The following is a 12,448-nucleotide window of genomic DNA, read 5'->3' as shown; positions in this document are numbered from 1 at the left end:
AAAGCCAAGTAGCTTGCTCGTTTCCAAATCGTTACCTGTTTAGTTATGCCAACAAGATAACTCCTTTATTTTCAATAAGTTGTATTTTAAGGATTATCTTGTCAGGCAAAACAACAGGTTTTGCAAAATGTTGATACATAGACTGTTAGGAAATAGTTATGCTTGTAAAAAACCTTTACAGTTATGCCGGCTTCTTTTCGCTTATAAAATAAGTTATCAACACCAAAATATCAGCTATTTTAAATTGCAAAAACGAATGCGCAGTGCCGTGGTAGTGGTGCTGTCGATGCGGTATATTTCGCTGGAACGACGCCCTACTAACCACATAATTTCACCGTTTCCATCGACCAAAACAAGTTGTTTGCGTTTGCTGACGGCATCTACTTTCAAGTTCGTAAGGTAGTCGCTGACGAGTTTAGAACCTCTCATTCCGAAAGGACGGAAGCGGTCTGCCGTTGCCGTACGGCGCAAAACAAGTGGGAAATGCACCTTTCTTTTGTCTACAACTATCTCGTTTGGCACGGTAGGAATGGTAAAAATGTCGTTTACTACCTCTTCTTTTATTTCGATACAACACTGTTCCGAATAGATGTATTTGCCGGTTTCAGGCAGTTCCAATGGCTTTGGAACAGTCTTTTCGCGCTGCGAAACAAGTATCATCTTTCTATCGAATAGAAGCGTGTAACTATCTGTTATATATTCTTTTCCACTCTTTGACGATAATGAAGAAGCGATGTTTCTTACCTGTGGCGAACTAAAGCCGTAGGGTATGAGTAGGTAAAAGAGGAAATATTCGGGCGAAACGTAGGTTTTCAGTGCTACTGTGTCGATGCGAAAGTTGGGTAATGCCTGCTTGGGCATGCCGTCTTGGAGTTGCGAAAACAAAGCGTCTGTATCGCCGTTTTCTACCGACACGATGTTTGAAAAGGCATTTTCTAACGACGCATTGATGATTTTTTGTGCTTCGCCGATGTTTTCCGACATCTTTATAATGGTTTCATCGAACGACGGATTTATTTCTTTCAGCGTTGGAACAACCTCCAATCGCAGTTTGTTGCGCTTTACATCGGCTACGAAATTGCTGCTATCGGTAACAAAGGATTGTTCTTTTGCAGCCAAATAAGCCTCTATGTCGGCTTTGGAACAAGCGAGAAGAGGTCGCACGATGTGTTTGTTTCGAGCGCGAATGCCCATCAGTCCGCGCAAGCCGGTACCGCGGACAAGATTTAAAAGTACCGTTTCCACCGAGTCATCACGATGGTGTGCAATACAAACAGCATCGGCATTAATATCGTGTCGTAAGGTTTCAAAATAGTTGTAACGCAGGGTGCGTGCCGCCATTTCAATACTTACTTTATGTTGTTCTGCATATTCTGCTGTGTAAAAGTGAATTACGTGCAGTTTAACACCTTCTTTCTTGCACAGGTTTATGCAATATTCTTCGTCTCTTTGGCTCTCTTTACCACGCAAATGGAAGTTGCAATGTGCTGCTTCAACGAAGTAACCTAACTCCTTGAGAATAAGTAAAAGGGCAACACTATCTGCTCCTCCCGACAGTCCAACGATGTAACGACCGTCCGGGCGGAGAAGTTTGTGAGTGTTGATGTATGTTTTTACCTTATTCAACATAGAGTACTAACCCCTTCAGATATTCGCCTTCAAGGTGGTAAATATTAATAGGATGGTCTGCCGGCTGGTGTATTTGGTGTAATATGCGTACCTTTCTACCTGCTTGAGCAGCAGCCGTAAACACAGCTTGGCGAAAGTTTTCCTTTGTAACAACTTGCGAACAACTGAACGTAAACAATATACCGCCCTTCTTAATGCGTTCAAACCCTTTCACGTTCAAGCGGGTATAGCCACGCAACCCGTTCTTCAATGCACTGCGATGCTTGGCAAATGCAGGAGGGTCGAGCACGATTAGGTCGTACTTTCCATCATTATCGTCGAGATATTTGAAAGCATCTTCGCAGATGGCAGCGTGGCGACTGTCGTTCGGAAAGTTCAGCGCAATATTCTCGTTGGTAAGCTCCACCGCCTTTGCCGAACTGTCTACGGAGTGCACCGTCTTTGCTCCGCCACGCATCGCATACACCGAAAAACCGCCCGTATAGCAGAACATATTCAGCACCGAACGCCCTTTTGCGTAATATTCGAGCAAACTGCGGTTTTCCCGCTGGTCGATAAAGAAACCCGTTTTTTGTCCTTTCAGCCAGTCGATGTGGAACTTCAGTCCGTTTTCAATGGCAATATTGTTGTCGGTATCACCGTAAAGGAAACCGTTTTCCTGTCCCAAGTCAGCCTTAAACGGCAGTGTTGTTTCGCTTTTATAATAGATGCTGTCAATTTTTTCGCCGAGAACGGCACGCAAAGCCTCAGCTATTTCGTAGCGAGCGACGTGCATTCCCACCGAATGAGCCTGCAATACACATGTCGTTCCGTACACATCGACGATTAATCCGGGCAGATTGTCGCCCTCGCCGTGCACCAAACGATAGGTTGTATTTATGGTTTCGCCCGTTGCAGCTGCGCTTTCTTCGGGTCGGATTACGCCAATTGCCTCGCGTACCGCCAATGCAGCCGATATGCGGCTTTCCCAAAAGTCGGTATCGATAGCTATATCGTGAAACGAAAGTATGCGCACGGTGATGGAACCGATTTGGAAATGTCCCACACCCATGAAGTTTCCATCGTGTGTATAGACCTTTACGAGTTCGCCTTCTTTCAGTGTTTCGTCCATTTTAAGGATAGCACCGGAGAACACCCATGGGTGTCTGCGCAGCAAACTCTCTTCTTTTCCTTTCTTTAAAACTATTTTCTTGTACATATCAATCGCTCTTTGGTGTGCCGTTAGCGTCGGTTTCATCGATTCTTTCGGCATTTTTTGGTTGTGGTTCGTGCACTATTACGGTTTCGTAATTTTGCGTTTTGTGCAGTTCCTGCAGTCGTTCGTAAATCTGAATGCACGTCCATGCGTCGGTTGCAGCGTATGTTTTCTGCTGCTCTGTCAGTACAGGTGCTTCCCAGTTCGACAGCTGTTGGCGTTTCGTAATGCGTTCGTGGAAGAGGTTGGCATACAGTTTCTGCAAGCTAAGGTCTTCTATTCCAAACTGCTTTACGATATTCTGAAGGTCGATGAAACGTCCTATCTTGAAGTCGGAACGTTGGTGCAGCATCATAAAATCGTCGTGCAGCGACAGTCCAACCTTCAATACGGTGGTGTCTTCCAACAGTCGAATAACGCACGGCGGCATACCGATAAGGTTCAGACGGAAGAGAAAACAAACGTCTCTTGTGCTCACTTGCAACAGTGCAACCTTATGATGTTGTCCCTTTTTGAATGCAGGTCGTGTTTCGGAATCGATGCCGAGAATGTCTGCCGACAGCAAGTAATCAACGGCTTTGTTGGCTTCTGCCTCGTTAAGCACTACCACTATCTTACCTTGAAACGTAACACGGGGCAGTTCCGGAATGCTCTTTTTATCGAATTTGTTGTATAATTTAGTAATCATGATGTCTGTTTCGTTTTGCAAAATTAGCAAAATCTTCTGAAATTATACCCGATTATATGGCAATTTTTTACTACTTTTGCATTTGATTTAAACATTTCATAATGGCAAAAAAGAAAACGGAAAGAACTCCGAAAACATTTAGCGAGGCTATTGGCGCACATTATATAATAAACGATAAGACAGGCTTTGTGTTTGGATTGGTATTGTTTTGTCTTGCTGTCTATATATTTTTTGCCTTTGTAAGCTATTTCTCGACAGGTCAAGCCGACCAAAGTTTGGTTACGTCGCTGCGCCCCGGTGAGATAGAAAACAGTGCAAAAGAGTTTCAGAACTATTGCGGCTCGGTGGGAGCGTTGCTTTCTTACTTTCTCATATCGCGTTGTTTCGGTATTCCCGCTTTCCTCATACCTTTATATATCATACTTTGCGGTGTGAAAATGATGAAGGCTTACGAGAAAATAAACCTTTGGAAATGGTTCTTTGGAACGGCTTTGGTGATGATATGGAGTTCTGTTACCTTTGCCAAATTCCTGACACCGCTGATGAGCGAAAACATTTTCAACCCCGGAGGCGACCACGGAAAGTTTGTTGTAGAGTATGTTGAAAACATCATTGGCTCACCGGGACTGCTTGCAATTCTCGCCGTTACGATGATAGCGTTCCTTACTTACCTTACTTCGGAAACCATTACGGTGGTGAAAAAGATGCTGAACCCTGTGGGTTATCTGCGCAACAAGGTGAAATTTACCATTGTTCACCACAACAACGGTAAGGAGGAAATAACCGAAAACATCGATGGAATGGACGAAGAGGCGGTGGAAAAATTCTTGAAAACCGAACCTCAGACAGTGGATTTCCTTGACGACAACCTGCCCGAAGCGATGATAAAGCCGAGCACAAAAGGCAAGAAGACCGATAAAACGGTCAAGGCTGAAGACGCCACTGCTGCTGAAATAGGTATGACGGTAGACATTCCTGTGGAGCAAGAAAAGGCACAAGGCAAGGTGGTAGCAGGCATTACCGACCTCTCAACCCCTATTAATCCGCACGAACCGTTTACTCGTTGGAAATACCCGACCCTTAGTTTGCTAAAGCAATACGACTCGGACAACAACGTAAACTTCGTGGATAAGGAAGAGTTAGAGGCGAACAAAAACCGCATTATAAAGGTTTTGAGCGATTTCGGTGTGCAAATTCGCAGCATTCGTGCTACGGTCGGACCTACCATAACGCTCTATGAAATCACGCCGGCGCAAGGTGTACGTATCTCGAAAATTAAGAATTTGGAGGACGATATTGCACTCAGTCTTGCTGCCATCGGTATTCGTATCATCGCACCGATGCCCGGCAAGGGCACCATCGGTATAGAAGTGCCTAACGCAAAGCCCTCTATCGTGTCGATGTTCTCTATTCTGAACTCACGAAAGTTCCAAGAAAGCACGATGGAACTGCCGATTGCGTTGGGTAAAACCATTACCAATGATGTGTATATGGTGGACTTGGCGAAGATTCCGCACTTACTTGTGGCGGGTGCAACCGGTCAAGGTAAGTCGGTAGGACTAAACGCTATCATCACTTCCTTGCTGTACAAGAAGCACCCGAACGACTTAAAGATAGTGCTTGTAGACCCTAAGAAGGTGGAATTCAGTATTTATTCGCCTATTGCCAAACCCTTTATGGCGGCAGTAGAGGAGAACGAAGACGAGCCGATTATTACCGATGTGCAGAAAGTGGTAAAGACGCTGAAAGGTCTTTGTGCGCTGATGGACAGTCGCTACGATATGCTGAAGGCTGCAGGTGCGCGCAATATAAAGGAATACAACAAGAAATTTTTAAGTCGTAAGTTGAACCCCGAAGAGGGGCACGAGTTTATGCCGTACATCGTTGTTATCATCGACGAGTTCGGCGACCTTATCCTCACCGCCGGCAAAGAGATAGAAATGCCAATCACCCGCATTGCTCAGCTGGCACGTGCCGTTGGCATTCACATGATTATTGCAACGCAACGACCAACCACATCTATCATTACAGGTAACATCAAAGCGAACTTCCCCGGTCGAATAGCTTTCCGTGTGGGTGCCATGATGGACTCTCGCATCATTCTCGACCGCCCCGGAGCGCAGCAGCTTGTGGGGCGTGGAGATATGCTTTACCTAAACGGAGGCGAGCCAACTCGCGTGCAGTGTGCCTTTGTAGACACGCCCGAAGTAGAGGATATATCGAAATTCATTGCCACGCAACCCGGTCCTGTTGCTCCATTGGAGATACCTGAACCTGCTACAGATGAGGGCGGAATAAGCGGTGGTAGTCTCGACGAGAACCTCGACCCGCTCTTTGAAGATGCTGCCCGTGCGATTGTGCTGAGCCAACAAGGTTCTACAAGTATGATACAACGTCGCTTTGCCATCGGCTACAACCGTGCCGGTCGCCTGATGGACCAGATGGAGAAAGCCGGCATCGTAGGTACAGCGCAAGGTTCGAAGCCCCGCGAAGTACTCATCGGCGACGAAACGAGCCTCAGTTCGTTGCTTTCAACATTGCACAAGTAAGAGTTCGGTCCGGCGTAAGCAACGCTTGAACTTACAGAAATAAGAATTAAAATTGCATAAGTAAGAATAAAAAGAGATATAAAGACAATGAAAATACAACGTAACATATTAGCAGCACTGGCACTTATGCTATGTGTCAATGCTTTCGGACAAAGTTCTGCAGATGCAAAAAAGGTGTTAGACAATGCGGCTGCCATCGTCGGACGCCGTAGCGGAGCCGCTGCCAACTTCTCTATCACCGGTGGAGAGATGGGCAGAACATCGGGCAGCATTGCCATTAAAAACAACAAATTCAAGGCAGTAACGCCCGAAACCACCATTTGGTTCGACGGTAAAACGCAGTGGGCATATATGAAGAATACGAACGAAGTAAACATTTCCACGCCCAACGAAGCGCAACGCCTGTCGATGAACCCCTATGCTTTCATTACAATGTATAAGAATGGCTACCGCCTTTCGATGAAAACAACCGCCGACTCATACATCGTTCACCTGCAAGCCATTCACCCTGCACGCAGCATGCAGGAGTTTTATGTTACTGTATCGAAGGCTTACTATCCGCAACAAATAAAGATGCTGCAAGGGAAGAAGTGGGTTACGATTAATATCAGCAATTTCCGTGCTGCTTCACAGCCCAACTCTTACTTCCGTTTCAAGCATTCCGATGCACCCTCGGCAGAGATTATCGATTTGCGGTAAAGGTGTTTTCTCGCCGTGGCAATGCTTAAATAAATTTGGCATTGCTCATGTGGTTGAACGAAAAAGTTCTTTCGATTCGGAAAGATGAAACTACACGCTTGCTCGCACTAAGTATATGCAGCTGAAAACCTCCTTTTGATGTAGGTGTTTATTATTAATTACCACTCTATTGGAGGCTGTTTTTCAGTCTTTCTGTCGTTTTGTAAGCTCTTTTATGTTGATAGATTTCAGTTCTTTCAGATAGGCAGCGTGCGCCTTTTCCACCTTATTATATACGTCCCTGTCCCACGCATTGTTGGGACAAATGCCGAGAAGGGCAAACTTAGAAGCGGGTGCTGCTTCCAAACGGGCTACCATTTCGCCCACGGTTATGTTGTTTGTGTCGTGAGTAGGCGCATAGGTTACTTCGTCAGTGGTATTGGAATGGTTTTCCGAAACAAGTTCTACCTCTTTCAATTTGTAGAGTATGTCTACCACAACACGCATCGGAATACGTGTCAGCGTTTTTATTTCAAATGCCGTGTAGGGCTTTTCGCCGTCGGAAAAGCGTTGGCAGATATGGCTCAACACGGTGGCACTCATCACGAGAAGGTCGTTATGGCACACGTCTTTCGTTTCTACAAGGAACTCGTAGTACTCCAAATTCTGGTTGGTATAGCAGAGTTCGGCGCAAAATAAGCAGATATACCACGACGCAAGTATCCACAACATAAACAGCGGCAGTGCTGCAAACGAACCATAGATGGCGTTATAGCTTGTAAGGAATATCTGTCCGTGAATGTAAACTGCTTGCAAACAGAGCATCAGCAGGCCGGCTATCATGGCGGGCACTATGGTTTTCGTGATTTTTACCTTTGCATTGGGCATGAAAACATAAAGCACAATGAACATAAAGGTAAGAATTGTCCACGGCACAATGTAGCGGAGCGAGAACCGGGCAATGGTTCCAAGAAAGCGAAGGTCGTTCAGATTTTCTACAAAACTGTAAAAATAGATGCTCAATCCCGACATTATGATAATGCCAATGGGCACGAAGAACATCATAGCGGTGTAGTCTATGAGCACCCGACTGAAGGGACGCGTGCCCTTTACCTGCCATATACTGTCGAAAACTCGCTCTACGGTGCTTATCAGCGAGAACACACTGTAAAGCATAATCACCAATCCGATACCGATGAAGATGCCAGTTTTGGCGTGAGTAAGGTAAGACCGGGTGAGTGTCAGCAACCAATCGGCAGCTTGTGGCTGCGCCGAAAGCATTTCGCGGAACTGCATTTCGATGAACTTACCGAAGCCGAAGCCGTTGGCAATTGCAAAAATCATGGCAGCAATGGGCACTATTGCCATTATCGTAGAGAACGAAAGCTGCGTTGTAGCTGCTATATGGTCGCGTTCCCAAAAGAATTTTATGGCGAGATAGAGTTTTTGCAGCTGTCTGATAACTATGTTCCTGCGTTTCGAGCGGTGCTCTGTTTTCAGCCACATTCCTGTGGTTAAGAAGTATTTTATGTTATTTATGTCTATCTTCATCATCGTTCCTGTTTCGTAAAAGGGTAGGGGTTATTGTGCAAACTTAATAAAAAAAGGTGAAATCAGCAACGATTTCACCTTTTTATATTTGTGCATATTGCAACTTTCAGATAAATATATAGGGAGCTTTTAGAAACTCTCACACGCAGTTTTTTAAAGTTTGTTGTTCTTTTTATCTTGTAATACGAAGTAAATACCTCCAATCGTTGCTACCAACGAAACAAATATTGAAACAATAATTGCGCCCATATACTTCTCTTTATCTTCTGTTTTATCTGAACTTTTACTTTATTAAATCCACCGAACGCTTAATGAACTTGTCGAGCGCAGCACCTTTCAGCATGCCGTTTTGCAAGAGTGCGAGGTCGATAAGCTGATGTATGGCGTTGTTGTCCTTTGCATAGTTGGCTATCACATCGTTCTTTTCGGTGCGCTGTTTGCTGAGCGATTCCTCGGTGTTCTTGAGGTTGTCTTTCTCTTCCTGCGTAATTTCTTCCGCCTTCTTCTTACCTTGTTCTTGGCGCAAAGCAGCTTCGCGAGCCTGCAAGCCCTTGATTTCGCTGAGGATAGGCTTCAGCTTTTCGGCTGTTTCGGCATTGCCTTCTTCGAGTATTCGCTTCACGAGCGCATGGTCGGAGTTCAGCACAATGGTGTAAGTGTCAGGCATTTGTGCGTAGAAAGCCATGCCTTGCTGGTATTGGCTCATCTCTTTCATACGGCGCATATATTCGTTTTGCGTTGCCACAACAGGTTGTGCGGTTTCGCCCAACGCTTCTACTGCTACCATAAATTCTGCTTTCTCCATCTTAGGCATCTGCGATTGGAACGCCTGCGTGAGCAAATCGGTGTCGTTTTCGGCAAGTTTCTGCTCGTTGGCAGCGTTGTCTTTCACAATGATGCGGTCGATTACATCGGAGTCTACACGCACGAAACGCGACTTATCGAACTTCTGTTCGAGCATCGAAACAGCAGGAACGTCCAACTGTCCGTCTGCCAAGACAACGGAATACCCCTTTGCACGTGCCGCCTCGATATACGAATACTGCTCCTCCTTATCGGTTGCGTAGAGATAAATAAGTGTTCCGTCCTTGTCGGTTTGGTTGTCTTTGATAAGCGTGCGGTACTCTTCGTATGTGAAGTTCTTGCCGTCTACGTCAGTAAAGAGCGAGAAATCCTTTGCACGGTCGTAGAAATCGGGTTGCGAAAGCATACCGTAGTTCACGAAAAGCTTCAGGTCGTTCCACTTCTCTTCGTATTCCTTGCGGTTCTCTTTGAATATTCCGTTCAGTCGGTCAGCCACTTTCTTGGTGATGTAAGTAGAGATTTTCTTCACGTTGGCATCGCTTTGCAAGTAGCTACGGCTCACGTTGAGCGGTATATCCGGCGAGTCTATGACACCGTGGAGCAGGGTAAGGAACTCCGGCACAATGCCTTCCACTTGGTCGGTAACGAACACTTGGTTGCAGAAAAGCTGAATTTTGTTGCGTTGAAGTTCTATGCTGTTCTTCACACGTGGGAAGTAGAGGATACCCGTAAGGTTGAATGGGTAGTCCACATTGAGGTGAATCCAGAACAAAGGCTCGTCGTTCATCGGGAAAAGTGTGCGGTAGAAGCTCTTGTAATCTTCGTCTTTCAAGTCCGACGGCGTCTTTGCCCACAGTGGTTCCACGTTGTTTATAACGTTGTCCTCGTCGGTTTCAACGTTCTTTCCGTCCTTCCATTCGGTGCGTTTGCCAAATACGATGGGCACAGCCATGAACTTACAATACTTGTTGAGCAAGCTCTCAATCTTCTGTTTCTCCAAAAACTCCTTGCAATCGTCGTCAATGTAGAGCACAATATCTGTACCACGATTTGCCTTCTCGGTGTTCTCGAGTGAGAATTCAGGACTTCCGTCGCAGCTCCACTTCACTGCCTGCGCACCGTCGCGGTAGCTCTTCGTGATGATTTCCACCTTTTTAGATACCATAAAGGCAGAATAGAAACCCAGACCGAAGTGTCCGATAATGGCTTCTGCCTTGTCTTTGTATTTGTCTAAGAAGTCTGTAACGCCCGAAAAGGCTATCTGGTTGATATATTTGTCAATCTCTTCGGCTGTCATACCGATACCGTTGTCGCTGATGGTGAGCGTTCCTGCCTTTTCGTCGAGGCTTACGCTTACTTTAAGGTCGTTGGTTTCGCCTTTAAATTCGCCCGTTACGGCGAGTGTGCGCAACTTCTGCGTTGCATCGACAGCATTAGAAATCATCTCACGAAGGAATATTTCGTGGTCTGAATAAAGGAATTTCTTGATAACAGGGAAGATGTTCTCTGTTGTTACTCCTATTTTACCTTTTTGCATAATTGTATGTTTTATTTGTTAATTTCTATCTGCTTGTAGTTTTACAAATAGTATGCCAAAGTACGTTAAGTAGCGAAAGAAATCCTTAACCATTAAGTCTTTATTCATCATATTTTCGGTTTCGCCACAATTTTATTGTTCTTTCTTTCGTTGTTTTCTGTTTAATTTTATACTTTTGTATTCAGAATTAAAGCTATCAAAACAAGATAATATTTGACTTACTATATATAATAAGGTGTAAAAAAGCAATTTGAAAACCTAAAATATATAGCTCTTAACCAAATGAGTGCAAAGAAAATGGTGAGCCGTGGACAGGTACACGTCTACACGGGCGATGGTAAAGGCAAAACGACAGCAGCTTTCGGGCTGGCTCTAAGAGCCTGTATGTCAGGTAAAAAAGTATTTATAGGGCAGTTCGTAAAATCGATGCGCTATAACGAAACACGCATTGCAGATTACTTTGAGAATATATCTGTCGAGCTATTTGGCTATGGCTGTATGCTGATGCGTGCACCCGACGAAACGGATAAGCAGCGTGCACAGGAAGGCTTGCGCAAGTGTGCGGAGTGCTTAAAGTCGGGCGATTGGGATATGGTAGTGCTCGATGAAATCACGATAGCCCTGAATATGGAACTTGTTGGTATTGATGCACTTATAAAAGCACTCGACAACAGAGACGCTAAAACGGAAGTTGTGCTGACTGGCAGATACGCTCCGCAAAAGCTCATCGACTATGCCGACCTTGTAACCGATATGCAAGAAGTGAAACATTACTATGCCAACAAGGGACTTTTGTCGCGCGAAGGCATCGACCGATAACAGTCAAGGTAAAGCAAACAAACTGTTGATTGCAGTACAGAAAATTGACGGCAGAATGCACTAATCAACTGTTCGTTCTGTCAAGATAATTCCCTTAAAAAATTATAACTACGTTTTGACGTTGCGAAAGCGTAGGTTTTGCGTTGTAAAACCTACGCTTTTACCGTGCAAAACCTACGGTTTTGGAATGCAAAACAATAGGTTTTGCAAAACGCTGATAACGAGATGGTTATACAACAACTATCTTTGCGATAAATCTTTACATATTTCCTGCGTCTTAAAACCTATGCTTTTATTAACTAATGTTAGTTATGATAAATAGAAAACTTAAGCAAAACGCAAGTGAAATTGGTTTAGCCAAAGTTATTATTGCTCTATACTTTTCCCCTTAGACTTCCATTCTAAGATGCCGCCCAACAAGTTGTAAGTTTTAAAGCCCGATGCTTTTAAAATCTCACACGCCTGTGCAGAGCGTCTTCCTGAACGACAGTAAACGGCTACCGGCTTACTTCTGTCAAGTTTCTGTTTGGCTGTTGCAGCAAACGATTCCTGCAGTACGTCTATATTCTGTGCGTCTTTTATGTATCCTTCCTTATATTCTTTTTCGGTGCGGACATCAACAATCTGGACATTTCCTTTCTGTATTATCTTCTCAAACTGACTGACATCTACATTGCCAATTGCTGCTTTGGGTGAATTGCAAGCAACAAAGCCTACCAACGCGCATAGAATTATAGAAACCTTAATGCTGTTTTTTAGAATATTCTTCATATTTGTAATTCTTTTCTTGAGCAAAATTAGCCAATTCCAATATAAATCTATGGATATATGCAGAATATTTATTTACATTTAAGAGATATTAACTTTGTCTGTACATTCCAAATCGAAGTGCAACAAACAGCCACGTTTTTCATGGTCTCTAATCTATGAAAAACACCGCAGGTTTGCCTCGCGGCCGGGGCGCGTAGCCCCGAAGAGCGATACCGGCAATACAAAAA

9 protein-coding genes are annotated in these 12,448 nt (G+C 44.6%); 3 read left to right on the top strand and 6 right to left on the bottom strand.

The features are described from left to right. Window positions 1-234: 234 nt before the first annotated feature. From tilS to JCM15124_RS11695, 3 genes are read right to left on the bottom strand one after another with little or no spacing between them, the layout of a single operon-like run. Entirely contained in the window at window positions 235-1,629 is a 1,395-nt protein-coding gene (gene tilS, locus JCM15124_RS11705) for a tRNA lysidine(34) synthetase TilS (protein WP_024999550.1), read from the bottom strand. Then, window positions 1,619-2,827 (bottom strand): class I SAM-dependent rRNA methyltransferase, encoded by a 1,209-nt coding sequence (locus JCM15124_RS11700; protein WP_024999549.1) that lies wholly within the window; start codon window positions 2,825-2,827, stop codon window positions 1,619-1,621. Before JCM15124_RS11700 ends, tilS begins: the two co-directional genes overlap by 11 nt. A 1-nt stretch (window position 2,828) precedes the next feature. Then, on the bottom strand, window positions 2,829-3,512 hold the full coding sequence (locus JCM15124_RS11695) for a 3'-5' exonuclease (RefSeq protein ID WP_024999548.1): 684 nt from the start codon (window positions 3,510-3,512) through the stop codon (window positions 2,829-2,831). Window positions 3,513-3,613: 101 nt separating this feature from the next. Between JCM15124_RS11695 and JCM15124_RS11690 the strand changes: the two genes are divergently transcribed. Beyond that, window positions 3,614-6,061, top strand: a complete 2,448-nt coding sequence (locus tag JCM15124_RS11690) for an FtsK/SpoIIIE family DNA translocase (protein WP_024999547.1) — start codon at window positions 3,614-3,616, stop codon at window positions 6,059-6,061. Between the two features lie 87 nt (window positions 6,062-6,148). Further along, window positions 6,149-6,760 (top strand): outer membrane lipoprotein periplasmic chaperone LolA1, encoded by a 612-nt coding sequence (gene lolA1 / locus JCM15124_RS11685; RefSeq protein ID WP_024999546.1) that lies wholly within the window; start codon window positions 6,149-6,151, stop codon window positions 6,758-6,760. Between the two features lie 183 nt (window positions 6,761-6,943). Here lolA1 and JCM15124_RS11680 read toward each other — a convergent pair whose 3' ends face one another. Then, window positions 6,944-8,290 carry a YihY/virulence factor BrkB family protein gene (locus JCM15124_RS11680; RefSeq protein WP_024999545.1) on the bottom strand — a complete coding sequence of 449 codons (1,347 nt, stop codon included), beginning with the start codon at window positions 8,288-8,290 and terminating at the stop codon, window positions 6,944-6,946. 283 nt (window positions 8,291-8,573) lie between these two features. Further along, window positions 8,574-10,631 carry a molecular chaperone HtpG gene (gene htpG, locus JCM15124_RS11675; protein ID WP_024999544.1) on the bottom strand — a complete coding sequence of 686 codons (2,058 nt, stop codon included), beginning with the start codon at window positions 10,629-10,631 and terminating at the stop codon, window positions 8,574-8,576. Window positions 10,632-10,913: 282 nt separating this feature from the next. Here htpG and JCM15124_RS11670 point away from each other — a divergent pair, with 282 nt between their 5' ends. Continuing rightward, window positions 10,914-11,450, top strand: a complete 537-nt coding sequence (locus JCM15124_RS11670; protein ID WP_036885460.1) for a cob(I)yrinic acid a,c-diamide adenosyltransferase — start codon at window positions 10,914-10,916, stop codon at window positions 11,448-11,450. Window positions 11,451-11,816: 366 nt separating this feature from the next. Here the strand turns inward: JCM15124_RS11670 and JCM15124_RS11665 are convergent, their stop codons facing one another. Then, window positions 11,817-12,221: a rhodanese-like domain-containing protein gene (locus JCM15124_RS11665; protein WP_024999542.1), complete on the bottom strand. Its 405-nt coding sequence runs from the start codon at window positions 12,219-12,221 to the stop codon at window positions 11,817-11,819. Window positions 12,222-12,448 lie beyond the last annotated feature (227 nt).

The organism is Prevotella falsenii DSM 22864 = JCM 15124, assembly GCF_000613945.1.
In the GTDB taxonomy this organism is placed as follows: domain Bacteria; phylum Bacteroidota; class Bacteroidia; order Bacteroidales; family Bacteroidaceae; genus Prevotella; species Prevotella falsenii.
The sequence above is the reverse complement of the archived record's forward strand: the minus strand, read 5'-3'. Positions and strand labels throughout refer to the sequence as shown.

Coding starts and splice junctions, on each gene's coding strand:
- tilS (WP_024999550.1), bottom strand. CDS start 1,629: ATGTTGAATAAGGTAAAAACATACATCAACACTCACAAACTTCTCCGC.
- JCM15124_RS11700 (WP_024999549.1), bottom strand. CDS start 2,827: ATGTACAAGAAAATAGTTTTAAAGAAAGGAAAAGAAGAGAGTTTGCTG.
- JCM15124_RS11695 (WP_024999548.1), bottom strand. CDS start 3,512: ATGATTACTAAATTATACAACAAATTCGATAAAAAGAGCATTCCGGAA.
- JCM15124_RS11690 (WP_024999547.1), top strand. CDS start 3,614: ATGGCAAAAAAGAAAACGGAAAGAACTCCGAAAACATTTAGCGAGGCT.
- lolA1 (WP_024999546.1), top strand. CDS start 6,149: ATGAAAATACAACGTAACATATTAGCAGCACTGGCACTTATGCTATGT.
- JCM15124_RS11680 (WP_024999545.1), bottom strand. CDS start 8,290: ATGAAGATAGACATAAATAACATAAAATACTTCTTAACCACAGGAATG.
- htpG (WP_024999544.1), bottom strand. CDS start 10,631: ATGCAAAAAGGTAAAATAGGAGTAACAACAGAGAACATCTTCCCTGTT.
- JCM15124_RS11670 (WP_036885460.1), top strand. CDS start 10,914: ATGAGTGCAAAGAAAATGGTGAGCCGTGGACAGGTACACGTCTACACG.
- JCM15124_RS11665 (WP_024999542.1), bottom strand. CDS start 12,221: ATGAAGAATATTCTAAAAAACAGCATTAAGGTTTCTATAATTCTATGC.